This is a genomic window from Vibrio hepatarius (assembly GCF_043642085.1).
Lineage (GTDB): Bacteria > Pseudomonadota > Gammaproteobacteria > Enterobacterales > Vibrionaceae > Vibrio > Vibrio hepatarius_C.
The window spans coordinates 657,221-681,736 of record NZ_JBHZSA010000001.1 but is presented as its reverse complement, the minus strand read 5'-3'; the positions used below and the strand labels follow the sequence as shown (position 1 = coordinate 681,736).

18 protein-coding genes are annotated in these 24,516 nt (G+C 42.4%); 13 read left to right on the top strand and 5 right to left on the bottom strand.

Annotation, left to right across the window (positions count from 1 at the left end; all coding sequences use genetic code 11):
- Positions 1-207 precede the first annotated feature (207 nt).
- Together ACHUFZ_RS02970 and ACHUFZ_RS02965 are read left to right on the top strand one after the other, a co-directional pair.
- Positions 208-1,686, top strand: coding sequence for an N-6 DNA methylase (locus tag ACHUFZ_RS02970; RefSeq protein ID WP_394125799.1), 1,479 nt, complete (start codon positions 208-210; stop codon positions 1,684-1,686).
- Positions 1,686-3,458 carry a restriction endonuclease subunit S gene (locus ACHUFZ_RS02965; RefSeq protein ID WP_394125846.1) on the top strand — a complete coding sequence of 591 codons (1,773 nt, stop codon included), beginning with the start codon at positions 1,686-1,688 and terminating at the stop codon, positions 3,456-3,458. Before ACHUFZ_RS02970 ends, ACHUFZ_RS02965 begins: the two co-directional genes overlap by 1 nt.
- Before the next feature lie 89 nt (positions 3,459-3,547).
- Here ACHUFZ_RS02965 and ACHUFZ_RS02960 read toward each other — a convergent pair whose 3' ends face one another.
- Together ACHUFZ_RS02960 and ACHUFZ_RS02955 are read right to left on the bottom strand one after the other, a co-directional pair.
- Positions 3,548-3,805 (bottom strand): hypothetical protein, encoded by a 258-nt coding sequence (locus ACHUFZ_RS02960; protein WP_394125798.1) that lies wholly within the window; start codon positions 3,803-3,805, stop codon positions 3,548-3,550.
- A 1-nt stretch (position 3,806) separates the two neighbouring features.
- The gene (locus ACHUFZ_RS02955) at positions 3,807-4,919 is read right to left on the bottom strand and encodes a hypothetical protein (RefSeq protein ID WP_394125797.1); all 1,113 of its coding nucleotides are present in this window, start codon (positions 4,917-4,919) and stop codon (positions 3,807-3,809) included.
- Positions 4,920-5,576: 657 nt separating this feature from the next.
- On the opposite strand from ACHUFZ_RS02955, the gene ACHUFZ_RS02950 reads away from it, so the two are divergent.
- Positions 5,577-6,524, top strand: a complete 948-nt coding sequence (locus ACHUFZ_RS02950; protein WP_394125796.1) for a toll/interleukin-1 receptor domain-containing protein — start codon at positions 5,577-5,579, stop codon at positions 6,522-6,524.
- 333 nt (positions 6,525-6,857) lie between these two features.
- Here ACHUFZ_RS02950 and ACHUFZ_RS02945 read toward each other — a convergent pair whose 3' ends face one another.
- Positions 6,858-8,309, bottom strand: coding sequence for a hypothetical protein (locus ACHUFZ_RS02945; RefSeq protein ID WP_394125795.1), 1,452 nt, complete (start codon positions 8,307-8,309; stop codon positions 6,858-6,860).
- 614 nt (positions 8,310-8,923) lie between these two features.
- On the opposite strand from ACHUFZ_RS02945, the gene ACHUFZ_RS02940 reads away from it, so the two are divergent.
- The 9 genes from ACHUFZ_RS02940 (at position 8,924) to ACHUFZ_RS02900 (ending at position 19,977) form a co-directional block, all read left to right on the top strand.
- A complete protein-coding gene (locus ACHUFZ_RS02940; RefSeq protein ID WP_394125794.1) occupies positions 8,924-9,742 on the top strand; it encodes a DUF4123 domain-containing protein in 819 nt (272 codons plus the stop codon).
- Positions 9,743-9,745: 3 nt separating this feature from the next.
- The gene (locus tag ACHUFZ_RS02935; RefSeq protein ID WP_394125793.1) at positions 9,746-11,680 is read left to right on the top strand and encodes a lipase family protein; all 1,935 of its coding nucleotides are present in this window, start codon (positions 9,746-9,748) and stop codon (positions 11,678-11,680) included.
- 29 nt (positions 11,681-11,709) lie between these two features.
- Positions 11,710-12,375 carry a hypothetical protein gene (locus tag ACHUFZ_RS02930; protein WP_394125792.1) on the top strand — a complete coding sequence of 222 codons (666 nt, stop codon included), beginning with the start codon at positions 11,710-11,712 and terminating at the stop codon, positions 12,373-12,375.
- 855 nt (positions 12,376-13,230) lie between these two features.
- Positions 13,231-14,853: an ABC transporter substrate-binding protein gene (locus ACHUFZ_RS02925; RefSeq protein ID WP_394125791.1), complete on the top strand. Its 1,623-nt coding sequence runs from the start codon at positions 13,231-13,233 to the stop codon at positions 14,851-14,853.
- A gap of 138 nt (positions 14,854-14,991) precedes the next feature.
- Positions 14,992-15,912, top strand: a complete 921-nt coding sequence (oppB, locus tag ACHUFZ_RS02920; protein ID WP_053438223.1) for an oligopeptide ABC transporter permease OppB — start codon at positions 14,992-14,994, stop codon at positions 15,910-15,912.
- Positions 15,913-15,927: 15 nt separating this feature from the next.
- The gene (gene oppC / locus ACHUFZ_RS02915) at positions 15,928-16,830 is read left to right on the top strand and encodes an oligopeptide ABC transporter permease OppC (protein ID WP_053438222.1); all 903 of its coding nucleotides are present in this window, start codon (positions 15,928-15,930) and stop codon (positions 16,828-16,830) included.
- A gap of 50 nt (positions 16,831-16,880) precedes the next feature.
- Entirely contained in the window at positions 16,881-17,852 is a 972-nt protein-coding gene (gene oppD / locus ACHUFZ_RS02910; protein ID WP_244230738.1) for an ABC transporter ATP-binding protein, read from the top strand.
- On the top strand, positions 17,849-18,841 hold the full coding sequence (oppF, locus tag ACHUFZ_RS02905; protein ID WP_394125790.1) for a murein tripeptide/oligopeptide ABC transporter ATP binding protein OppF: 993 nt from the start codon (positions 17,849-17,851) through the stop codon (positions 18,839-18,841). The genes oppD and oppF overlap by 4 nt, the downstream gene beginning before the upstream one ends.
- A 191-nt stretch (positions 18,842-19,032) precedes the next feature.
- Positions 19,033-19,977, top strand: a complete 945-nt coding sequence (locus tag ACHUFZ_RS02900; RefSeq protein WP_394125789.1) for a glutathione S-transferase family protein — start codon at positions 19,033-19,035, stop codon at positions 19,975-19,977.
- 68 nt (positions 19,978-20,045) lie between these two features.
- On the opposite strand, the gene pta is transcribed toward ACHUFZ_RS02900, so the two are convergent.
- Both pta and ACHUFZ_RS02890 read right to left on the bottom strand, forming a co-directional pair.
- A complete protein-coding gene (gene pta, locus ACHUFZ_RS02895; RefSeq protein ID WP_134833822.1) occupies positions 20,046-22,211 on the bottom strand; it encodes a phosphate acetyltransferase in 2,166 nt (721 codons plus the stop codon).
- Positions 22,212-22,333: 122 nt separating this feature from the next.
- Positions 22,334-23,530: an acetate kinase gene (locus ACHUFZ_RS02890; protein ID WP_394125788.1), complete on the bottom strand. Its 1,197-nt coding sequence runs from the start codon at positions 23,528-23,530 to the stop codon at positions 22,334-22,336.
- Positions 23,531-23,891: 361 nt separating this feature from the next.
- Here ACHUFZ_RS02890 and yfbV point away from each other — a divergent pair, with 361 nt between their 5' ends.
- The gene (yfbV, locus tag ACHUFZ_RS02885) at positions 23,892-24,344 is read left to right on the top strand and encodes a terminus macrodomain insulation protein YfbV (RefSeq protein WP_004414497.1); all 453 of its coding nucleotides are present in this window, start codon (positions 23,892-23,894) and stop codon (positions 24,342-24,344) included.
- Positions 24,345-24,516 lie beyond the last annotated feature (172 nt).

The following is a 24,516-nucleotide window of genomic DNA, read 5'->3' as shown; positions in this document are numbered from 1 at the left end:
TGCAAACTCAATCTCATTGTCCTTCTGGCAATGAGGGCATTCTATTTTCATTATTTGGCCAACTATGATTATGATTCTTGTTTTATAAGTTTAGGTTATCGATTAATGAAAAGTATCTCTATTGTTTCATAGAACTAACTTCATTTTTTTTGACCTAGTTCTGTTATAATTCGCCACAAATTTCAGTTGTTTAAAAGTAAGAAAATCATGTCTATTAGTTCAGTAATCAAATCTATCCAAGACATCATGCGCAAAGATGCGGGTGTTGATGGTGACGCACAGCGTCTAGGTCAAATGTCTTGGCTATTATTCCTTAAAGTGTTTGATGCTCAAGAAGAAGAGCTAGAGCTTGAAATGGATGATTACCGAGAGCCAATTCCAGAAGAATACCTCTGGCGTAATTGGGCGGCGGATGCTGAAGGTATGACTGGCGATGAACTGCTTGAGTTCGTCAATGATGACCTGTTCCCTACACTGAAAAACTACACCGCACCGATTGATAAGAACCCTCGTGGCTTTGTGGTCAAAGAAGCGTTTAGTGATGCGTTCAACTATATGAAGAACGGTACGTTACTGCGCCAAGTCATCAATAAGCTTAATGAAATCGACTTTACTGACTCTAACGAACGCCACTTATTTGGTGATATTTACGAGCAAATTCTGAAAGATCTACAAAGCGCAGGTAACGCAGGTGAGTTCTACACCCCTCGTGCGGTAACTCGCTTTATCGTTGACCGCCTAGATCCAAAGCTTGGTGAATCTATCATGGACCCTGCAACGGGTACAGGCGGTTTCCTTGCTTGTTCATTCGACCACGTTAAAAACAATTACGTGAAGACGGCTGCCGATCACCAAACACTGCAAAAACAAATCCACGGTGTAGAGAAGAAGCAACTTCCGCACTTACTCTGTATCACCAATATGATGCTGCACGGTATTGAAGTGCCTGTACAAATCAAACACGGCAATACGCTAAACAAACCGCTTTCAAGCTGGGACAGCAACATCAATGTGATTGCGACCAACCCACCTTTTGGGGGTACAGAAGAAGACGGTATCGAGAAAAACTTTCCTGCTGAGATGCAAACCCGTGAAACCGCTGATCTGTTCTTGCAGTTAATCATCGAAGTTTTAGATGAAAACAACGGTCGAGCAGGCGTAGTTCTGCCAGATGGCACCTTGTTTGGCGAGGGCGTTAAAACCAAAATCAAAAAGATGCTGACGGAAGAGTGTAACTTGCACACCATCGTTCGCTTACCTAATGGCGTGTTCAACCCATACACAGGCATCAAAACCAACATTCTGTTCTTCACCAAAGGCCAGCCGACCAAAGAGGTGTGGTTCTACGAGCACCCATACCCAGAGGGCGTTAAGAACTACAGCAAAACCAAACCAATGAAGTTTGAAGAGTTCAAGCAAGAGCAAGAGTGGTGGGGCAGCGAAGAAGACGGCTTTGCTTCTCGTGTAGAGAACAAGCACGCATGGAAGGTCTCTATTGAAGAGATCATCGAGCGCAACTTCAACCTAGATATTAAAAACCCATACCAAGAAGAAGTGGTAAGCCATAACCCGCAAGAATTACTAGAAAGCTATCAACAGCAACAGCAAGATATTACTGAGCTGCGTAACAAGTTGAAAGGCATCCTTGGTGATGCACTTAAGTCATCTGTAGGTGAGGGTGAATGATGAGTTTAGACCAAACACTTATCGATCAGTTGATTACAGACAATATTGAGACTTGGACTTCAACAGTAAAAACCAAAGCAACAACAGGTCGTGGCAGTAGTAAAAAGCTAGAGCTGTATGGCGTTAAGAAACTGCGTGAGCTGATTTTAGAGTTAGCAGTGCGAGGTAAGTTAGTGCCTCAAGATCCAAGTGATGAGCCTGCTTCTATTTTGCTTGAGCACATTGAGGAAGAGAAAGCGCAATTAATCAAAGAGAAGAAAATCAAGAAACCGAAAAAGCTTCCTGAAATCAGTGACGGAGAGAGACTTTTTTCACTACCCCAAGGCTGGGTATCTGTCCGGTGGGGCGAAATGGCTTATTGGGCTATTGGTTCAGGTTTTCCTAAATCAGCGCAAGGCGAGTCTGGGCATAACATATTGTTTTCGAAAGTGAGCGATATGAATTTGGCGGGCAATGAAAAGTTCATAAACACGACTGTAAATACAGTTTCAGATGAAGTTGCGATTAAAATCAAAGCGAAGCTTCACCCCAAAGGTACAGTAGTATTCCCGAAAATTGGCGGTGCAATAGCTACTAACAAGCGCCGTATACTCACATGTGACACTGCTATTGATAATAACTGTTTAGGTCTTACGCCTTCTGTAGGTATTACATCTGATTACTTGTATTTAATTTTAAGCAAGACAGATTTGGTTGCTTATCAAGCAGGTACTTCTGTGCCTGCATTGAGCCAATCTACACTGGAACTTATTGTAGCAGCTTTACCACCTGTAAAAGAGCAACACCGCATTGTCTCTAAAGTCGATGAACTAATGACACTCTGCGATCAACTAGAGCAACAAACCGAAGCCAGCATTGAGGCACATCAGGTATTGGTAACAACGCTGTTAGACACGCTAACCAACTCTGCAAACTCTGAAGAGTTAATGCAAAACTGGCAAATGGTTGCGGAGCACTTCGATACCTTGTTCATTACAGAAGAGAGCATTGATCAGCTAAAACAAACCATCCTGCAACTGGCGGTAATGGGTAAGCTTGTTCCACAAGACCCAAATGATGAACCCGCTGCAAAGCTGCTTGAGCGTATTGCGGAAGAAAAAGCGCTGTTAATCAAAGAGAAGAAAATCAAAAAATCTCAATCAACGGATTCAATCATTGAAGATAATTGTGACTGGACTTTGAGCGAAGGGTGGGATTGTGCTGAGTTGCAGGAATTGTGTAGATTTATTGATTACAGAGGAAAGAACCCTAAAAAATCTGATCATGGTGTAAGACTGATTACAGCTAAAAACATCAGAAATGGATACATAAAAAACGACCCTGTTGAGTACATCAGTGAAGAGCTATATGAGCAATGGATGGTTAGAGGTTTACCAAAAAAGCGAGATATTCTCTTTATAACTGAAGGTCATACAATGGGATATGTCGCTCAAGTAGATTTAGGTTATCTGTTTGCACTTGCTCAGAGAACAATTTGTTTACAGAGTATAGGTGACTTGTCTCCTGAATACCTTCGAATCGTTCTTATGTCTCCGCAGTTTCAATTGATGGTTAAAGATAATGAGACAGGCTCTGCGGCTGGGGGTGTCAAAGCAAGTAAGTTGAAGCGCTTGCCAATTCCTATACCCACTTTGCGTGAGCAAAAAATTATTGCTGAGCGGGTTGATTGTTTACTAGCTATATGTGAACAACTTAAAGTCCAATTAAAAGAGTCTCAGGTTATTCAACTTCACCTCACTGATGCTATTGTTGAACAGTGCAATCCTATGTAAATAAGGAGGATCTGTCTTCAATTATAAAACGCACTTATTTTAAGAAGTAAAAAGGGGCTTGAATTAGCCCCTTTGATGCCTAAAGCAAATCAATTCAAAGAGTAGGATAATGAAGTTTGCAAGTTCTTTATGTCGAAACTGTTAACCTCTTTGAGCATATCTTGGCGATACTCATCAAGGGAACTGTACTGGTTGGAATTGTTAACAATGGTTTTGATTATCTTTAGTTCAGGCAAGTCACTAAGTTCTTCTTCTGATAAGAAAGAAAAGTATAGGTCTGCGACTTTAGGATCTTTATATGCCATCTCAATGATAGAAAGAACTAATTTTTTTTGTTCTGTATTCATATCAACGCCCTCTACTAAATTCTTTTGCTAAAGAGTCTCTCAAGCTTCGCTGAGTTTTATTTCTGTCAGACTCACTAATTTTTATTGGAGTAACCTCATTCTTGCGCAGAACAGATTTTTCTTCAAGTCTACCATCGATTGTCCATTGCTGCTCAGGACTTATTGTTAATTCTAGCATTAAACCGTCGTGATCTTCTTTAAGATTAAGGGGTGTTGCACTTTTTCCAGGTTCACTCCAGAGAGCAACATCTGAACTTGGGTCGTGTCCTAGCCCTGTCGCTCGCTGGGTCATTCCTAAAGCCGTCACTGAAAGGACAGATGAACCGGGATCGTCAGAAAGAACTGCGGCATATTTACCGGGCCAACGGAAACTCAATTGAGGACCATCTAAAAGTAGGCTTACTACCAAATTAGCGCCTACAGACCTTACTGCTTGTGCAACAGGTTCTTGTCGAGCTAAGTCCTCACATATTAACGGACATAGGGTAACTTGTTTATTTGAATGTACAGTCAAAAGGCGTCTGCGCCCAATTTTAATTTTTTCCCACCATTTCCTACCAGGATCTAGAGCATTTGCAAGATTGTAGTTTCGAATCTGGCTCTGATCTAAGAACCATCGATGATGCTTTCTTTGTTCTTCTATTTGATAGGTGCCAAGCTCATTTACAAATGCTAGCTTAGCCGAATTTATGCCGTATCCATCAGGCTCTTCGCCATAAACTCCCGATAGCAATGATGGAGCATGTTCTTTGAATATATGCGATAAATCGTTGCAAATCTCTTCAAATGTTTGATTTGACATCGCACATTCAGGTAGAACGATGAGGTCAATTTGTCCGGCACGATTGATGCCTTGTTTTAAGGCTGCAAGGAATAGTTTCGTATCAATACTTTTTTTGGGTTTGTAGTCAAAAAATCCGAAGTACCCATTCATGTCCATTTCTGGATCATTCTTGGCTATCTTAAAAGATGATGATGAAACCGTTTGAGGCCAAGGCAAAAAAAGAATGTTGTATGATGATTTATTAAAACCATGAGATTTCGCTCTATTTGAAACAATGTGTGGTTTAACCGTAGGTTTAATAACGGTTAAATTATGTGTCACATTATTCATGGTTAAGCCTGTTTGAGGAACTGAGGACTTAAAAGTTACGATCCCATTTTTGCTATGGCAATCTGAAATGTTAGATGTTGTATTTAGTTTCGATTGGCTAATAGTTTTAAAGGACTCTCTCAAAAATAGGAAAAACGTTTTTAGATGAACACAGTGATATTCGAGCACTAGCGTTTGAAGTGTTTAGTAGAGGATTATTGGATGAAGAATGGTTTAAAACGCCTATTCCGGCCCTGTCAGGGCGCAAACCAAGCGACTTGCTCAAAGATGTAAATGAGCATGAACAATACTATTCAGACTCAAATACGGAGACTTCAGCTAGAAAGTTAGCCCCCCTTAAAGCTATTTCCGTAGGTAACAAAATTTTATCTAATGATGTATCGACGCAATCGGTAATGGACAAAAGTCTCTCGGCGCTAATATGTCTAAGGAGCCTAAACTCAAACCTGCCTCAAAGTGAGTTTGCCCTCATGATCGAGCAAGCCTCAGTGAGAAATTTTCGCAATAGATGAGTTAATGACAAATATAGAAGACAAGACCTGACTATCAATATCTTACTTAGATGTTTGAGATGCTATACCAATTCAAAGTTCAGTTTAATTTTAGGTTATAAAACTATACTCTAACCTTCTGTTTTAGCTCGTAAAGGTTAATAAAATGCACATGACACCCAAAGTGTTTTTCTCTTACTCTCATGATAGTGATGAGCATAAGGCTTGGATTCTCGCTTTAGCTACCCGCCTTGAAGAAAATGGAGTAGCGGTAACTTTAGATCAATGGGACCTAAAAATTGGAGGAGACCTTCCTCAGTTTATGGAGTCAGGTTTAACTGATGCTGACAGGGTTATTTTGGTATGCACGGAGCCATACGTAGAAAAAGCCAATCTGATGAAAAATGGTGGTGTTGGCTACGAAAAAATGATTATCACATCTCAAATTATGCAAAATTTAGGAAGTAATCGAGTAATACCAATAGTCGTTAATAATAGCTTAGTGAATAAAACACCAACATTTGTATCCAGTAAATTATACTTAAATTTTGAACCGTCAGCTTATGAGGATAGTTATTGCGAACTTATCGCTGAGTTATGGGGTGAGTCTGTAAAACCAAGGCCCAAAAGAGGAAGTAACCCTTTTGCGAGACAACCAAAACTTACAGAAGCTCAGATTTTTGAACTACCCCAATCGTTTAGCAATCCTGCATTAAAAGGCACAGTCACTTTTAATCCAAAACACAACCACGGTCGTTATTGGGTGGGAGAAGGTGAAATGGCTTTTGAGCTATATTGGTCACCATCTGGATCTGGCTCAATCTGGCTTTACAATCGACAAGAAAGTATTCATTCGGTACGCATTCCCCCACAACGATATATAGATATTTCTGATATTGATGACGCTGAAGATCCATCGTTTTATTGTGAAGAAGACTCAATATCTTTGAGTGTCGATGAAATAGCTGTATTACAAAATATCAATGGTTATTATTTGGCTGTGAAAATAGAAAAGGTTCTTTACAGATCTCGCTATTCAGATGATAGGGATGAATTGACATTTAGCTATGTAATTGCACCAGCGAAGAGTACTTCATTTTCAAAACATGTATAGAACTGATGGTTTAGCTTCGGGTAGTAGTGTAGCTATGCGCGGCTTCTACCTCAGATTATGCGGTATTTAGTGAGTATTGTAGTGATACGATGAATTTGGCCAGCTATATGCGGGTAGGTAGCATATTTTTATAATTAGAAGTTATCCGAAAAATCGTCGTAACTCGGAAATGTCCAGAAATGTTTCATTCGGCACTCTGCAGAACGAAAGTGCCCCAAAATTAATTGCAACTGGTGGTATATCGAATGATGGAATTCTGATTTTGGAATACTTAAGCTAATGGGACCAAAAGCAAGACCTGACCCTAGTCACTTTCTTTAATACCCATTTGCATTAGTTGTTTTTCAAAGGTGTCAACACACTCAATATATCCACACAAGAAACATACGCTTCAAATGCTTGGTGCAAATTATCTTTAGGTACAGTGGCTATTTTCCCGTGAACTAAATCATTTCTGACATCCTGCCCTTTCACTTTATAAATACAAGAGTTCAGCCTTTTTCTTTGAGCACCAGTTACTGTCGATATGTTACTTAGAAACTTGATCTGTGCTGATATAGAAGGAACCATATTCCTATGCGGTGGCTCTTGCAATTCAGACGCAGTGAATAGTTCGCAGTCCAAACATTTAGAACGCCCTTCTAAAAATTCAGTCAATTCTGGCATCTTTTGCGACGCATTAGCCAGTTTGTCTAAATAGTGTGCAATTGCTGACTCCAAAGCAGAATTCAATATATAAAAGGCTTTAACATCTTCACCTCTATCTCTCGCAATACAAGCTTGGCCATGAAGCTTTTCAAAAAGACGCAAACTTTCGCTAGTTAGAACATTATCGATTTGTTCTGGGTTTAAGACTTGCTTCGACAGAATGTTCGCGACAGATAAGCTTCCCATACTGAAATGTAACGTACTGTTTAGGCGCTCATTATTATGCGTATACTGCTCAATGGACACGTTTCCGAGATCATCTTCGGCCAACTCCGCTATTCTCACAGTAGGTTCTGCAATTTTGATCTTTAATATTAATTCATTGATAAAACTCAAGCAGAAATCTGTATGAACTTCCGTTTGCCCATCAATAGATGGTCCACACCAATGCCTATCAGTAACAGTATACCCAGTCATCTTTAGTGATATCTCTGAGAAAAATCTGTCACCGACTTTTGAGACTACCGTGGAGTCTGAAAATGATTTAACCGTGAATGTTTGCAAGTTTTGGGTGTTAACTTCGTACTCACCATCCGGTATTGGAAGAGAGAATGCGAACTTAAACTTAATAATGTAGTAAGGGGACAGACCTTTCAGAGCTTCTCTAGATAACCGTATGTATTCACGCACTTGGTCGTCAAACTCGTCATTTATCTTTACTATTGATGCCCAGAGCTCGAGCTGAACGACAGCATTATGGAGATCCAACTTAGTACAATAGCCTAAGTAATACTGAATTAAAGTAGCTCTTAAATTGCTGTAAACATAACAGATTTGATTATGCTTACTGCATGGTAAAGCTTCACCATTTATGATGTCGTTAATATAGGGTCTACTAATTATTTGGTTGTGAAAGTGATATAACTTTATGTAGTCACCTGACCAGTTCATTTCGTCTGCAGATTGTAAGCCATCAAAAACCGCTCTCATACTACTGCTAAATATCTCACTATTACTAAAAAACTGATCAGACGTGACATACTTCTCAACTACCTTTAAGCCATTTTTTACTAACAGCCGATAATCCTTTTTTCCTGGGAGCGGTTCTTTTGGTTCATCAACAATTGTTACGTGCATTTTCCACCTCTGGGCCGATATACCAAAGCCAAACTGAATCCATTATGAAGCAAAGCACACATAAACTTAAACTTGTTATGGCCTTCCACGAGATTAATACCACTATCTCGATGAAGTTTTCTATGTTTACGTCGCAAGATTGGCATAATCAACTGGAGACATATATTTAGAAACTAGGGTCAAGTTTTGCATTTTGCCCGTCGGAGTTTTCCATACCTGAGGGTAATTCACAAAGTGTTAATACATGACTCCATTAAACTCATTTTTGCCCTAAAGTTTGTTACGTACATGTTTACTATGTCTTTTGGTCTGATTGATGAGAGTTTTGGGTTATACATTGCTCAGTTAGGTAAGTTGCTGCTCATTTAAGAAGTCGCGCTAACTTAACTCATTGAAATACCGAAATTAGATGTTGGTGTCATATTTGCTTATGTGTGCCTATCAAAGGTAACGATGTGAGTTGCCTTGACTGACTTTATTGAGGTATTTGTAATGTCGACCGTGGTATATCCAACTTTTCAAGGTGAAATCCAGCAGCCCCCAATTTTTAATTTTTCCTTTGTTTCTTCATGTTATCGAGCATTGCAATCCTACCTATTCAGAGGGGAATATTAATGTTCGCATCATGGTTCCAACAACAGGCCGAGGATCAATACTGGTTGGTCGACTATCAGGTTCATAAGGAAGCATTACAGCAAAATGGCAGTATTGGCTTTGAAGATTCTATACCGTTATTTGACGGGGCAATGTTTGCTGACGTCATGTCTCTTTCTCCATGGTTAATTCCCGTTTCAAAGTCAGTCTCATTACTACCAGAGTCCTTATTAGGAAAAGGGCTGGTTTTATCCAGTAGCGAAAGCAGCCAATCGGTTTTAGATCATTTACGCAGCTTATTGATAGCGGCCTTAGAAGGTGAAGAGGTCTTGTTTCGTTTTTATGATAGGCAGGTCATCATTCCAATGCTTACTCGAATGGACGAAATAGAGAAGAATCAGTTCTTGGGTAATATTAGCCACTTAGCGGCGTTCGATAACCAAGAGCAGCCCCAGTTTGTGACCTTTACTAATACATCGAACACTCAGTTTTCCGCTCATGGGACGACTTGGTGGGTCGTTAAGCCGCATCATTTAGAGAGTTCGGATGACCTTTCTCTTATTCAAACCAACCTTGAGTCTTGGTTATGGCAGCATTACCCAGACACGATGAACGAACACTTAGCTCAAGGTCGTGACGTGAGTTCCATACTGACTCCGTTCCTCGCCGTATCTGAACAAACCTTAACATATCGTGTGATGAGTGCTGCTATCGTCGGTATCGTTGGTCCAGAACAACTAGCTCAACACAATATGATTGAGTTTCTCCAAGAGTATGAAAATGAAGAGGTTCAATTCGCTCTGCATGCTTTAACTCGTCAATTTGAACAGGAGGGATAATCTATGGACTCATTTAATTACTGTGTGCAGTGCAACCCTGAAGATAAGTGGTTAGAGCTCGAGTTTCGAAGTGAGAGGGATGAACCGATTGATGGCTTAATGGTCACCATCACGAGCCGTATTACCCCTTCCTGCACATACACGCAAACCACAAGTTCTGGCAAGGTCTTGTTTAGGAACATTGCTGCTGGTGAGTGGAGAGCCTCGGTGAGCCAAGCGTCTCTATTAACTGAAGTCGAAAAATATCCGAGTCGAGCTGAAGAACAAGAATCACCGGTAAAAAAACGAGCTATAACGGAACTTGATGCCGAAAATAATAAAGCGAAACAGTACCGCTACACCACGATTGGCGATTTCTGGGATGAAGTGCCACAAGACGAGTTTTTGCAAGAGCATCACAAAGGGGTAGACATTAATGCCTCTGCGGAAAAAGCAGGGTTTAGGCTCAGTCACAACCAAACCTATATTTTTGAACTCAAAGCCTTGCGCAGCTATATGCCGATGATTGTGGATACCGATGACTTTAACTTGGTGAACAGTTATACCTTTGCTCTGCTTTCAAAACTGGCTTATGCGACAGATGAACTCAGTGTCGATGATGGGAAATCTGCGGACACAAACGGCTCTATTGATACTGTAATAACGCAATTAAAAGAGCGGAAAGTCCCTACTAACTGCAGCGATTTAGAAACTAAATGGATTGTAAAAGAAATCCCATATACCCAATCGCTAAAATACAATTATTATGCTGACGACGTAGTCGATGCTCAAGGGTACATCCTGTCCAATGATGATATTGCGATAATTGGAATAAGAGGCACAGAGCCTTACTTTGAAGACCGAAATAGAACAGAAGATACTCAGTTACTAAAAATTGTAAAAGCTGCCTCCGGAATACAAGCGCTGGTGGTGGATAAGTTAGGTAATATTATTCAATCGCCGGTTATGCAGGACTTGGTTAAGACTGATCTCGATGCAGCGCAGATTGCCCCTCCTGAATTTGGTGGAACCTATGTTCATCGTGGGTTCTATCAGTACGCCATGGCATTGTGGTCAAAAATGATGCTCAACGTAACTGACATTGAGAATAAAAGTATATATGTATGTGGACACAGCTTAGGTGGTGCTGGCGCACTCATTATAAGCTGTATAATCAATGACAAAGTTAATAGTAAAAGATTGCGTTTGTATTCTTATGGTATGCCTCGGACAGGAACGCGCAGCTTTGTCCAGCGTTATCGAAATATTTCACATTACCGCCACGTCAATAATCATGACCTGATTCCTCAAATACCAATGACTTGGGCCAATACAGACATAACCGAAGGTCTTGAACTTTCTGATGTGTTTAGCAGTGGTGTGAGTTTAGCTAAAAAAATGCTTACGGATGACGATGATGATAACTATCTACACCATGGTTCCTTATCTCAACTAATCACTTACTCAGATTCTAAACAGATACTATTGTCACCAAGACAAACTCAAGTCACGATGCTTGACCTTGCAAAGATGGCTGAAAATGACTCTGTCGCATTGGTGGACAGTTTGGCTGATGCATCAATAACTGATCACGGTATGGAGTTTTATATTCCTAACCTAATGATTCAACTCCAAGCCCTGAGCAAAGAGAGCTTGCATAGCAACTATCAAGGGACAATTGCTTACCTAACCAATAGTATCAACAAGCAGCAGCGATATTATTCTGACCTAAAAACCAAGCTAGCTGAAACATTAGGCAAACCATACTCCCCGATCAATCAAATATATATTGCTCGATACAATCAAGAGTTAGCCGTTATCAAAGAACTACTAGACAACCTACATCAAGTAAAGCAAGAATTGGTCAGTATTATGAATAGCCCAGAGCGCTTACCATTGAGTCTACTGTTGCTATCCAATCAATCATTACCTGAAGAAATCAAGGAACAGTTAAAATGATCCTATCTGCTAAACGAAAAGTGTTGTGGGTGAGTATTGCACTGGTTCTCTCTCTTTTTGGTATCGTTTGGAGCCTGTACTCAATCCAAAATGCTAATACACAAGATACCCTTCTGGTTTCCGGTTCAAAACCAACTGATGCAACAGTAAAAGTATGGGCTAACTATTGGGTTCATGGTGACGATTGTGAAGCTTATTCTTACGATATGTTTGGCCGCAAGGCTCATAAAGGAGGAAAGATCACCACATTCTTTACTCAAAATGATGCTGAAAGTGACGACCGCTATGAGTTTAAAGTGCCTTACTCCGCTTATACAAACAGCAAAAACTGCGTGGTCGAACTGCGAGATGTTAAAGTCGAAGCCTATAACGATTTTGATACTGTGGGGTTTGCTCAATTACGTATTTACCAATCAGGCACAAGTTACAACAATAAACCAATAGACTTAAACTCAACAATTCAAGCTAAAAGTTGCGACGCTTTTCTACACCAATGGAAAGACAACACTTGGTCTGGTGGCTTAGGTTGTAACTTTTACATAAATGATAAAAAAATATCGAAACGCTCAGAATTTAACGCAGAAACTGTTTACTTCGATTTCTCTCAATTTAATAGTGATACGGTGATTCACTACGATATTTTAGCTGGTGAGAAATATCGTAGTACCTCGTTAGATCCGCAAACTGGGAAGTGAACTTAGAAAAAGTCGCTGCAACAACTTAAGGCATGGTGGGGGTTCATTTATAGCGTCGAACTATCCTAGCGGAAAAATTAATGGTGAGTCTGCAATAGGTAACGGTAGTGTAGTAACTTTACAACGTAGGATTTTAAGAGGTGCTCAGTTATGCAGGCTTTTGACGCAATCTTATGCGAACTTATACTGCAAATTGCTTGTTAACTCATTGATAGCTGGTTCGAGTTATGAAGACTTATCTTGCAAGCATCACCATTTAAAACGCCGCTTTTATTAGCGGCGTTTTGCTATCTGTCGTAGACGAAAAATCCTAGCCTAAACCAGCACGAATCTACGCCTTACCTCTATTGGACGCTAACTTCCTTATACCTTTTCAAGAAATAATTCTTCGCTCAATGTATCAATTTTGATGTCTACGAAGACAAAACGATTGCGTAGTGATTAAGTTCACATTCCCTCAGTTTAGACAAAGATTAATGTGTTTTAGTGTTAGCTAGATTGCATAACTTTTGTTAATTTTCCGTACAATATCTAGAATAAGATGCTAATAAATAGTGTCTTGTCAGATAAAAAGGCACTTCAATCTACCGAGTGTGTAATTATCAAATTTATCAACTAAGAATTTTCTGATTTGCAGATGTTTTTACCAATATGTTGATGCTTTTGGCGAATTATACGATTTTTTGCTACATTTTTATGGCAAATTACTTCAATGATTGATAATGTGTGCCGCAATCTTTGTAAGGTTTTAGATTTTTGTGCTTAGTTTTTGAGCTAAATAAATCTAAATCACTAGCCGTTCTGGTGTCTTGCAAAGAAGTCATGGATGCAAATGAAAAACTTGGAGTTTTACACATGTATAAGAACAAAATCACTCAAGCCCTTCTTTTAGGTGCTGGTCTGGCAGTGGCCGCTACTTCAACTATCGCAGCAGAGGTTCCAGCAGGAACTGAGCTAGCAGCAAAACAAGAACTCGTTCGTGGTAACGGTACTGAAGTTGCAACAATCGACCCGCACAAATCTCAAGGTGTTCCAGAATCTCACGTGATTCGCGACCTACTTGAAGGCTTGGTGAACCAAGACGCGGAAGGTAACACTATCCCTGGTGTTGCAGAGTCTTGGGAAACTACAGACAACAAAACATTTACTTTCCACCTACGTAAAGACGCAAAATGGTCTAACGGCGACCCAGTAACTGCTGGCGACTTCGTTTACTCTTTCCAGCGCGCAGTAGATCCAAGCACAGCTTCTCCATACGCTTGGTACATGGAATACACCAAGATGATTAATGCGAAAGACATCGTAGCAGGCAAAAAGGACAAGTCTGAACTAGGTGTTAAAGCAGTTGACGATCATACTCTAGTGGTTGAACTAGAAACGGCTGTACCATACTTCGTTATGATGATGGGCCACACAACAGTGAAAGCGGTTCACCAACCTACTGTTGAAAAATACGGCGATCAGTGGACTAAGCCAGAAAACTTCGTTGGTAACGGTGCTTACGTAGTAGACAAATGGGTTGTTAACGAGCGTCTAGTTCTTAAACGTAACGAGCAATACTGGGACAACGATAAGACTGTTCTTAACAAAGTAACTTTCCTACCTATCGAAAACCAAGTTGCTGAAATGAACCGCTTCCTAGCAGGCGAGATCGATTTCACTAACGAACTACCAGTAGAACACTTCAAGCGCCTTAAAAAAGAACACAACGAAGAAGTATCGGTTACTGGTAACCTATGTACTTACTACTACATCTTCAACACTAAGAAAGCGCCATTTGATGACGTACGCGTTCGTCAAGCGATCTCTTACGCAATCGACCGTAACATTGTTACTGACGCTATCCTAGCTCAGGGTCAAAAACCAGCTTACTTCCTAACTCCTGAGATCACAGCAGGTTTCAACCCTGAAATGCCAGCTTACGGTCAAATGAGCCAGAAAGAGCGTAACGCGAAAGCAGCTGCACTTCTTGAAGAAGCAGGCTTCGGTAAAGACAACCCACTTGAATTCAACCTTCTTTACAACACTTCTGAAAACCACAAGAAGATCGCTGTAGCACTAGGTTCAATGTGGAAGAAGACTCTAGGTCTAAAAGTTACGCTTGAAAACCAAGAGTGGAAAACGTACCTATCTTCTAAAGATTCAGGTGACTTCGAAGTTGCACGTGCCGGCTGGTGTGGTGACTACAACGAAGCTTCGTCTTTCCTAACGCTGATGAAGAGTAACAACACGACTGGTGGTGTTCACTACGACAGCAAAGCTTACGATGAGATCATGGCTAAAGCTATCGCCGCAACTTCAGATGAAGAGCGTCAAGCACTTTACCTAGAAGCTGAGAAACTAATGGCTAACGACATGCCAATCGCACCTATCTACCAGTACGTGAAATCACGTCTACTGTCTCCAAAAGTTGGCGGCTTCCCAGCTGACAACCCGGAAGAGAAGATCTACTCAAAAGATCTTTACATCATCAAGTAATTCTTGAACTGATAGAACTATAAAAATATAGGCCTGCATGTGAGAAATCGCATGTAGAGCCTTTATTCAACCTCAATTCAAAGAAATTGGGTTGATACCTTTCATTATTTAATTGTCACAGACTGAAAGAGTGAGTTTATGCTTAAATTCATCGCTAAAAGGATATTTGAGGCGATCCCAACAATGTTGGTTTTGATCACCGTATCTTTCTTTCTCATGCGTTTCGCACCGGGTAACCCTTTCTCGAGCGAACGTCCATTACCACCAGAAGTTATGGCTAACATCGAGGCTAAATATGGCCTAGATAAGCCTGTATTCGAACAGTACACAACTTACCTGACAAACGTGATTCAGGGTGATTTCGGTCCTTCATTTAAGTACCTTGATTACACAGTAAATGAGCTGATTTCTGTTGCGCTGCCTGTATCGGCGAAGGTGGGCTTTATTGCCTTCATCTTTACGCTAATTATGGGGGTGACGGTCGGTACCATTGCCGCTTTGAAGCAGAATACCTGGATTGACTATACGATTATGTCTACCGCCATGCTTGGTGTAGTAATGCCATCTTTCGTATTAGCTCCAGCTCTTATCTACCTATTCTCACTCCACTGGAATCTATTCCCAGCTGGCGGTTGGCATGACGGTGGATTTAAATATCTTGTACTTCCAGTTATTGGTATGTCGCTGCTTTACGTTGCTACTTTCGCTCGTATAACTCGTGGCTCAATGATTGAAACGTTAAACAGTAACTTCATTCGTACGGCTCGTGCGAAAGGTCTAAGTTACCGCTACATCATCATCAAACACGCGCTTAAACCAGCGCTACTTCCTGTTGTTTCTTACATGGGCCCAGCGTTCGTAGGTATCATCACAGGTTCTGTTGTTATCGAAACTATCTTTGGTCTACCGGGTATCGGTAAGCTATTCGTAAACGCAGCCTTTAACCGTGACTACTCGCTTGTAATGGGTGTGACCATCTTGATTGGTTTCCTATTCATCCTATTCAACGCGATTGTAGATATTCTACTTGCAATGATTGACCCGAAAATTCGCTACTAACAGGGACGTTTGGTTATGTTAACGAAAAAAGAAAACCTAGAAGCGATTGAGAAATTCTCTGAGAACTTAGAGATTGAAGGTCGTAGTCTATGGCAAGACGCTCGCATCCGCTTTATGCGCAATAAAGCCGCGATGGTGAGTCTATTTATCCTATTCCTTATGACGCTAGCTGTGATTGTTCTTCCAATGATTGCACCTTATGCGTTCGATGATACCGATTGGTATGCAATGCACGTTGGCCCAAATGCTGACCACTGGTTTGGTACAGACAGTTTAGGTCGTGACCTATATGTTCGTACCCTAATTGGTGGCCGAATCTCCCTAATGGTGGGTGTGATGGGTGCATTTGTAGCGGTATTGATTGGTACACTTTACGGTGCCGCATCAGGCTTCATCGGCGGTAAAGTTGACCGAGTTATGATGCGTATCCTAGAGATCCTTTACGCTGTTCCGTTCATGTTCCTAGTTATCGTACTAGTAACTTTCTTCGGTCGTAACATCATTCTTATCTTCGTTGCTATCGGTGCGATTGCTTGGCTAGATATGGCGCGTATCGTACGTGGTCAAACTCTGAGCTTACGCAGTAAAGAGTTCATCGAAGCGGCACACGTTTGTGGTGTAAGCAAGTGGAAAATCATCACTCGCCACATCGTTCCAAACGTACTGGGTATTGTTGCGGTTTACTCAACGCTTCTAATCCCTAGTATGATTCTGACTGAATCATTCCTATCATTCCTTGGTCTTGGTGTTCAGGAACCAATGACAAGTTGGGGCGCACTTCTACAAGAAGGTGCACAGACAATGGAAGTAGCAATCTGGCAGCTCGCATTCCCTGCAGCGTTCATGGTTGTGACTCTATTCTGCTTCAACTACGTTGGTGACGGTCTGCGCGATGCGCTGGATCCAAAAGACAGATAACTAGAAAGCAATAAATTACAAAATCTAGAATAAAGATTAAGGAAGCAATGATGAGCTTATTAGATGTCAAAGATCTGCGCGTCGAATTTACCACGCAAGATGGTATCGTAACCGCAGTAAACGATTTGAACTTCTCTCTGAACCAAGGCGAAACTCTAGGTATCGTAGGTGAATCAGGTTCAGGTAAGTCACAGACAGTATTTGCTATCATGGGACTACTGGCTAAGAACGGTATTATCTCAGGTAGCGCAAAATTTGAAGGCAATGAAATTCTCAACCTTCCAGAAAAAGCGCTAAACAAAGTTCGTGCAGAACAGATCGCAATGATCTTCCAAGACCCGATGACATCACTAAACCCTTATATGAAGGTGAGTGATCAACTGATGGAAGTATTGATGCTTCACAAAGGCATGGGTAAAGCGGAAGCATTCGAAGAGTCTGTACGTATGCTTGAAGCGGTTAAAATCCCTGAAGCTCGTAAGCGTATCACTATGTACCCACACGAGTTTTCAGGCGGTATGCGCCAACGTGTAATGATTGCAATGGCGCTATTGTGTCGTCCAAAGCTTCTGATTGCTGATGAACCAACGACGGCACTAGATGTAACGGTTCAGGCACAGATCATGGACCTATTGAATGAGCTTAAATCTGAGTTCAATACAGCGATCATCATGATTACGCACGACCTTGGTGTTGTTGCGGGGTCATGTGACAAAGTATTAGTGATGTATGCAGGCCGCACCATGGAGTACGGTACTGTAGATGAGATCTTCTACAACCCAAGTCACCCTTATGCAGAAGGCCTACTGAAGGCGATTCCGCGTTTGGATACAGAAGGTGAGATTCTACCGACAATTCCAGGTAACCCCCCGAACTTACTGCGTTTACCACCAGGTTGCCCTTACCAAGAGCGTTGCCACCGTGTGATGAATCGTTGTAAGCAAGAAGCACCAATTTTGACGCCGTTTGCCGATGGCCGTCAGCGTGCATGTTTTTCTGAATGGGAGGCTTGGAAAAAATGAGTGTAGATAAGAACCTAATCTTAGACGTTAAAGACCTTAAAGTTCATTTTAGCATTGCGTCGAAATCTGCATGGCCATGGTCTAAGCCTGCAAACCTTAAAGCGGTTGATGGCGTTGATGTTCGTTTATACGAAGGTGAAACGTTAGGCGTAGTAGGTGAGTCTGGCTGTGGTAAATCAACGTTTGCTCGTGCGATCATTGGTTTGGTTGAAGCGACAGATGGCGATGTAATGTGGTTAGGTCAAGACCTGACGAAGATGCAAGAAGTTAAGCGCCGTGAAACGCGTAAAGAAATTCAAATGATTTTCCAAGACCCACTTGCATCGCTAAACCCACGTATGACAGTGGGCGACATCATCGCTGAGCCACTAGAAACGTTCTACCCTGAGCTTTCTAAGCAAGAGGTGAAAGATCGCGTTAAAGAGATGATGGCGAAAGTAGGTCTACTGCCAAACGTTATCAACCGCTACCCACATGAATTCTCTGGCGGTCAGTGTCAGCGTATTGGTATCGCACGTGCGCTTATTCTAAAGCCTAAGATGATCATCTGTGATGAGCCAGTATCAGCACTTGACGTATCGATTCAGGCTCAGGTGGTTAACCTTCTGAAAGAGCTGCAAAAAGAGCTAGGTCTTTCATTGGTATTCATCGCACACGATCTATCCGTTGTTAAGCACATTTCTGACCGAGTGTTGGTAATGTACTTGGGCAATGCAGTTGAGTTAGGTGAAGCAGAGGCGCTATTTGCTGACCCGAAACACCCATACACGCGTGCGCTTATGTCAGCAGTACCAATTCCTGATCCTAAGTTAGAGCGCAGTAAAAAGATTGAGATGCTAGAAGGTGATCTACCTTCACCAATCAGCCCTCCATCTGGTTGTGTGTTCCGTACTCGTTGTCCGCAAGCGACAGACGCTTGTGCGCAGACTAAGCCCCGTATTGAGGGCAATGATGTTCACGCAGTCTCTTGTCTGCATGTTAGCATTTAATCGCTAAACCATAATTCAGCCTGTGACGGGCTTAAGCGCGGCATCTTTCGGGAGTCGCGCTTTTTTTATGTCCCAATATCGTTGACTGCTATCTTCGAAATATTCGAACAACAAAGCCAAGCTAATCTACTCTTCTTATCGTCAGCATTTTTTATACTAACTTCATTAGGATAATGGTTTAGGAGATGATCATGGGTAAATTAGTTGAAGGCGTTTGGCATGATGTTTGGTACGACACAAAATCTAACGACGGTAAGTTTGTTCGCGAAGATGCGGGTTTTCGAGATTGGATTGAGAATAAACCAGAGGCGAAATTTCAACCTGAGTCAGGCCGTTATCACTTATACGTCTCCCTAGCGTGTCCTTGGGCGCATCGGACGTTGATTTTCCGCAAACTGAAAGGATTAGAGCCTCATATCGACGTGACAGTTGTTTGCCCTGACATGATGAACGAAGGTTGGCAAATGGGGCTGCCAGAGCCACTATTTGGCCACATGCGTCTGCATCAGATTTACACCCAAGCAAAACCTAACTACACCGGGCGCGTAACCGTCCCTGTTTTATGGGATAAAAAACTCAACACCATTGTGAGCAATGAATCCTCAGAAATCATTCGTATGTTTAACTCTGAGTTTAATGAGCTTACTGGTAATACCGACGATTATTATCCGCAAGCTGACCGCGAGATGATAGACGAGTGGAATGCGTATATTTACCCCCACGTGAATAACGGTGTTTATCGCTGCGGGTTTGCAACCACGCAAGACGCTTACGAAGAGGCGTACCACCAACTGTTTGCATCTCTTGATAGATTAGATGAGCATTTGGCTAAGCATCGCTATTTAGCGGGTAAGAGTATCACTGAAGCGGATTGGCGTCTGTTTACCACACTGATTCGCTTTGACGCAGTATACGTCGGTCACTTTAAGTGCAATAAAAAACGTATCGCTGACTATGAGTATTTGAATGGCTACATGAAAGAGCTTTATCAGGTGCCGGGAGTCAGTGAGACCATAGACTTTTATCACATCAAGCGCCACTACTACTACAGCCACACAGGGATTAACCCAACGCAGGTGGTGCCAGTCGGTCCGGAGTTAGATTTAGACTCTAGCCATGGGCGCGATAAGCTCTAATTTGATTGGCGCACATAAAAGAAAACCCTCGCATCTGCGAGGGTTTGTCATTTCAGAAAAGCGTTAAATTAGTTAACTACTTTCTCTTTTGCTTGAGCCGCTTGGTCAGCCTGGATAGCTGTTAGAGCAACTGTGTATACGATGTCGTCAACTAGAGCGCCGCGAGACAGGTCGTTTACAGGCTTACGCATACCTTGAAGCATTGGACCGATAGACACTAGGTCAGCTGAACGTTGTACTGCTTTGTAAGTCGTGTTACCAGTGTTTAGGTCTGGGAATACGAAGACAGTCGCTTTACCTGCTACTGGAGAGTTTGGTGCTTTAGAAGCAGCAACGTTTTCCATGATAGCCGCGTCGTACTGTAGAGGACCGTCGATCACTAGATCAGGACGTTTCGCTTGAGCTAGTTTGGTTGCTTCACGTACTTTATCTACGTCTGCACCCTTACCAGATTCACCAGTAGAGTATGAGATCATAGCAACGCGTGGTTCGATACCGAATGCCGCAGCAGAATCTGCAGATTGGATAGCGATTTCAGCTAGCTGTTCAGCTGTTGGATCTGGGTTGATCGCACAGTCACCGTAAACCAATACTTGGTCAGGCAGTAGCATGAAGAATACAGAAGATACGATAGACGCATCAGGTGCAGTCTTGATGATCTGGAACGGAGGAACGATAGTGTTCGCTGTTGTGTGTACAGCACCAGACACTAGGCCGTCAACTTCGTCGTTCTCAAGCATCATCGTGCCAAGGAATACTGAATCTTGTAGCTTCTCACGGGCGACAACTTCAGTCATACCTTTCGCGCCACGTAGCTCAACTAGACGAGCTACGTAGTTTTCACGAACTTCATCAGAGTTGATGATAGTTACGCCAGCACCTAGCTCAACGCCTTGCTGTGCAGCAACACGTTTGATCTCTTCTGGGTTACCTAGAAGCACACACTCTGCAATGCCGCGCTCAGCACAGATAGCCGCAGCTTTAACTGTACGTGGCTCGTCACCTTCAGGAAGAACAATACGCTTACCTGCTTTACGAGCGAACTCAGTTAGCTGGTAACGGAATGCTGGTGGGCTTAGACGACGAGACTTTTGAGTACCCTCTGTCATAGACTCGATCCAGTTTCCATCAATGTTGCCAGCAACGTGCTCGTTGATGAACTCGATACGCTCTTTATCGTCTGCAGGTACTTCGATAGAGAAGCTCTGTAGGTTTAGAGACGTCTGCCAAGTGTTACCTTGTGCTTTGAAAATCGGTAGACCTGAGTCGAACGCTGGCTTACATAGGCCTGCGATTTCTTCAGGGATATCGTAACCGCCAGTAAGCAGTACTGCACCGATTTCTACGCCGTTCATTGCTGCAAGAGCTGCTGCAACGATAACGTCAGGACGGTCTGCTGAAGTAACAAGAAGAGAACCTGGTTTGAAGTGCTCAATCATGTTTGGCAGAGAACGTGCACAGAACGTGATGCTCTTAATACGACGTGTATTGATGTCACCAGCGTTGATAATATCAGCATTTAGGTGCTCAGCCATGTCGATTGCACGCGTTGCGATTAAGTCGATGCTCCATGGCACACAACCTAGTACACGAATTGGAGAAGTGTTGAAGATTTCCATCACTTTCATTTCGTTTTGCTTCGCGCTATCAGCATCATCAAAGATTTCAGATAGGTCAGGGCGAGTACGGCCAGCTTCGTCAACAGGAGCGTTTAGCTTGTTGATGATAACGCCAGAGATGTTTTTGTTCTTAGTGCCGCCGAAGTTAGAACATGCTACTTCGATACGCTCTTTAAGCTGCGCAGGGTTATCTGTGCCAGGCGTTGCAACAAGTACGATCTCTGCACCAAGTGTTGCTGCAATTTCAGCGTTCACTTGGTTAGCGAATGGGTGTTTACGAGTCGGTACAAGACCTTCGATTAGCGTTACGTCAGCATCTTTGTTGATTTGGTTGTAACGCTCAACCACTGTTTCTAGCAGCTCATCCATGTTGTCGTTACCGATTAGGCTTTCAGCAACAGACATCGCAAGAGGTTGGCCGATCTTCACATCGCTGTTTGAACCAACGATAGTTGAAGTTAGATCAGGTTGATCGCCACCAGAACGCGGCTGACAGATTGGCTTGTAAAAAGAAACTTTAACGCCTTTGCGCTCCATTGCGCGAAGAACACCCATGCTTACGCTAGTAAGACCAACACCAGCACTTGCAGGGATAAGCATAATAGTACGAGACATTCGTAGAGTACCTATAGCTATTGGGGATAAAAGCTCAACTATTATTCCTTGCACTGCAAAGAATAGGAGTTGAGCCCCAGAATAAGAAAACCGGCTGCCTATTTAGCAGCCGATTAAGTCAATTAAAGACCTGCTAGACGTGCAGTGTCTTCAGCGATAACTAGCTCTTCGTTAGTAGAGATAACCATTGCTGGGATACGGCTGTTTGCTGTAGTGATTGTACCTTCGCCGCCGAAACGTGCTTTAAGGTTAGCTTCACCATCAACTTCGATACCGAAGATACCTAGACGGTTAAGAACCATTTCACGGATAGGGCCAGAGTTTTCGCCGATACCACCAGTGAAAGTGATTGCGTCTAGACGACCTTCAAGAGTCGCTGTGTAACCTGCAACGTACTTAGCTAGACGGTGACAGAACACGTCCATTGCACGAGTTGCTTCTTCTTTCTCACCGTAGTTGTCTTCAACGAAACGACAGTCAGAAGTCACTTCAGTTAGACCAGCAAGACCAGACTCTTTAGTTAGCATGTTGTTGATTTCTTCAACAGAGTAGCCTAGAGCGTCATGTAGGTGGAAGATGATTGCAGGGTCTAGGTCACCACAACGAGTACCCATTACAAGACCTTCAAGAGGAGTAAGACCCATAGAAGTATCTACAGATTGACCGTTCTTGATTGCACATACAGAAGCACCGTTACCTAGGTGACAGTTGATGATGTTAACTTCTTCAATTGGCTTGTTTAGTAGGCCTGCAACTTCACGAGTGATGAATAGGTGAGAAGTACCGTGCATGCCGTAGCGACGGATGCCGTGCTCTTTGTACAGGTTGTACGGTAGAGCGTATAGGTAAGACTCAGAAGGCATTGTTTGGTGGAACGCAGTGTCAAATACAGCAACGTTTTTAAGGCCTGGGAAGTTCTGTTGAGCAGCTTCGATACCGATTAGGTGAGCTGGGTTGTGAAGAGGTGCGAAAGTCGCAGCGTCTTGAATACCCTTAAGTACTTCATCTGTGATTAGTGCAGATTGAGTGAACTGCTCGCCGCCGTGTACAATACGGTGACCGATAGCGCCAAGGTTAGCTTTAAGCTCAGGCTTAGAAGCAAGAATAGTTTCTACCATGAAAGATAGTGCTTCTACGTGAGCTGCGCCCGCGCCTAGTTGTGCTTCGTGCTTGCCGTCAAGTTTCCACTTCATACGAGCTTCTGGAAGACCTAGACACTCAGCAAGACCAGTTAGGTGCTCTGCACCTGTTTCTGCATCAACTACAGCGAATTTAAGAGAAGAACTACCGCAGTTTAAAACTAAAACTAGCTTAGACATTAATGACTACCTGTTAATTTTTCTGATCGAAATCAGTAAGGGTGAAAATTAATCTCAAGAATAGACGAAGCAGAAGAAGCTGCGTACTAATCTTGGTCAAAAAAACTTCGAATTCCGTATATAAAGACAGTGGCGATCCAGATCACCACTCTTGCATCCGCTGCAGAAAGGTCTCAAGAGTTGCTTAAATTGTAAATAACAGCAACAATGAGATTGTGGGTCCGCAAAGGATAACGATAATAGGCGATGATAACAAAAAAAATTTGAAAGAATATTAACTTTCATCAATTTTTTCTTCGTTTAGTTGAATCTTTCAACTAAATTTTAGCCGATGGCCCCGATGTTGAAGTGAGAGAGCCCTATGAGCAATAAAGTCGGTTTAGTTCACAGCCTACGTGACGGACAAAAATACATGGACATTTGGCCCATGCGAAAAGAGCTGAATATGCTGTTTCCAGAGCAGCGTATTATCAAAGCTACGCGTTTTGGGGTCAAAGTCATGCCAGCGATCGCAGCGATCAGCGTATTGACGCAAATGGCGTTTAATAATTATCAGTCTATGCCTCAAGCTGTCATCATCGCACTTTTCGCTATCAGTATGCCGATTCAAGGTATGTGGTGGTTAGGCAATCGCGCTAATACGCAACTTCCGCCAGCACTTGCGGGTTGGTATCGTGAAATCTACCAGAAAATTGCTGAAAGCGGTTTTGCTTTAGAGCCAATGAAATCGCGCCCACGCTATAAAGAGCTAGCAAAAATTCTTAACCGCGCATTTCACCAACTTGATAAGAGTGCGTTAGAGCGCTGGTTCTAACTTCGTAGTTGGTACACCACCTAATTCTTGTCACTCCCTATGACGCCATCAGCGCGTAGTAGGGAACGTCGACCTCTTCATACAAGTCTTTAAGAGCTCCTCAAGTTACTCGTCCCTCACTTTCAAGGATGTCGAGATATTTAGAGAACAATTTATTTCTGTCCTTTCATTG

Coding starts and splice junctions, on each gene's coding strand:
- ACHUFZ_RS02970 (WP_394125799.1), top strand. CDS start 208: ATGTCTATTAGTTCAGTAATCAAATCTATCCAAGACATCATGCGCAAA.
- ACHUFZ_RS02965 (WP_394125846.1), top strand. CDS start 1,686: ATGAGTTTAGACCAAACACTTATCGATCAGTTGATTACAGACAATATT.
- ACHUFZ_RS02960 (WP_394125798.1), bottom strand. CDS start 3,805: ATGAATACAGAACAAAAAAAATTAGTTCTTTCTATCATTGAGATGGCA.
- ACHUFZ_RS02955 (WP_394125797.1), bottom strand. CDS start 4,919: ATGAATAATGTGACACATAATTTAACCGTTATTAAACCTACGGTTAAA.
- ACHUFZ_RS02950 (WP_394125796.1), top strand. CDS start 5,577: ATGCACATGACACCCAAAGTGTTTTTCTCTTACTCTCATGATAGTGAT.
- ACHUFZ_RS02945 (WP_394125795.1), bottom strand. CDS start 8,309: ATGCACGTAACAATTGTTGATGAACCAAAAGAACCGCTCCCAGGAAAA.
- ACHUFZ_RS02940 (WP_394125794.1), top strand. CDS start 8,924: ATGTTCGCATCATGGTTCCAACAACAGGCCGAGGATCAATACTGGTTG.
- ACHUFZ_RS02935 (WP_394125793.1), top strand. CDS start 9,746: ATGGACTCATTTAATTACTGTGTGCAGTGCAACCCTGAAGATAAGTGG.
- ACHUFZ_RS02925 (WP_394125791.1), top strand. CDS start 13,231: ATGTATAAGAACAAAATCACTCAAGCCCTTCTTTTAGGTGCTGGTCTG.
- oppB (WP_053438223.1), top strand. CDS start 14,992: ATGCTTAAATTCATCGCTAAAAGGATATTTGAGGCGATCCCAACAATG.
- oppC (WP_053438222.1), top strand. CDS start 15,928: ATGTTAACGAAAAAAGAAAACCTAGAAGCGATTGAGAAATTCTCTGAG.
- oppD (WP_244230738.1), top strand. CDS start 16,881: ATGAGCTTATTAGATGTCAAAGATCTGCGCGTCGAATTTACCACGCAA.
- oppF (WP_394125790.1), top strand. CDS start 17,849: ATGAGTGTAGATAAGAACCTAATCTTAGACGTTAAAGACCTTAAAGTT.
- ACHUFZ_RS02900 (WP_394125789.1), top strand. CDS start 19,033: ATGGGTAAATTAGTTGAAGGCGTTTGGCATGATGTTTGGTACGACACA.
- pta (WP_134833822.1), bottom strand. CDS start 22,211: ATGTCTCGTACTATTATGCTTATCCCTGCAAGTGCTGGTGTTGGTCTT.
- ACHUFZ_RS02890 (WP_394125788.1), bottom strand. CDS start 23,530: ATGTCTAAGCTAGTTTTAGTTTTAAACTGCGGTAGTTCTTCTCTTAAA.
- yfbV (WP_004414497.1), top strand. CDS start 23,892: ATGAGCAATAAAGTCGGTTTAGTTCACAGCCTACGTGACGGACAAAAA.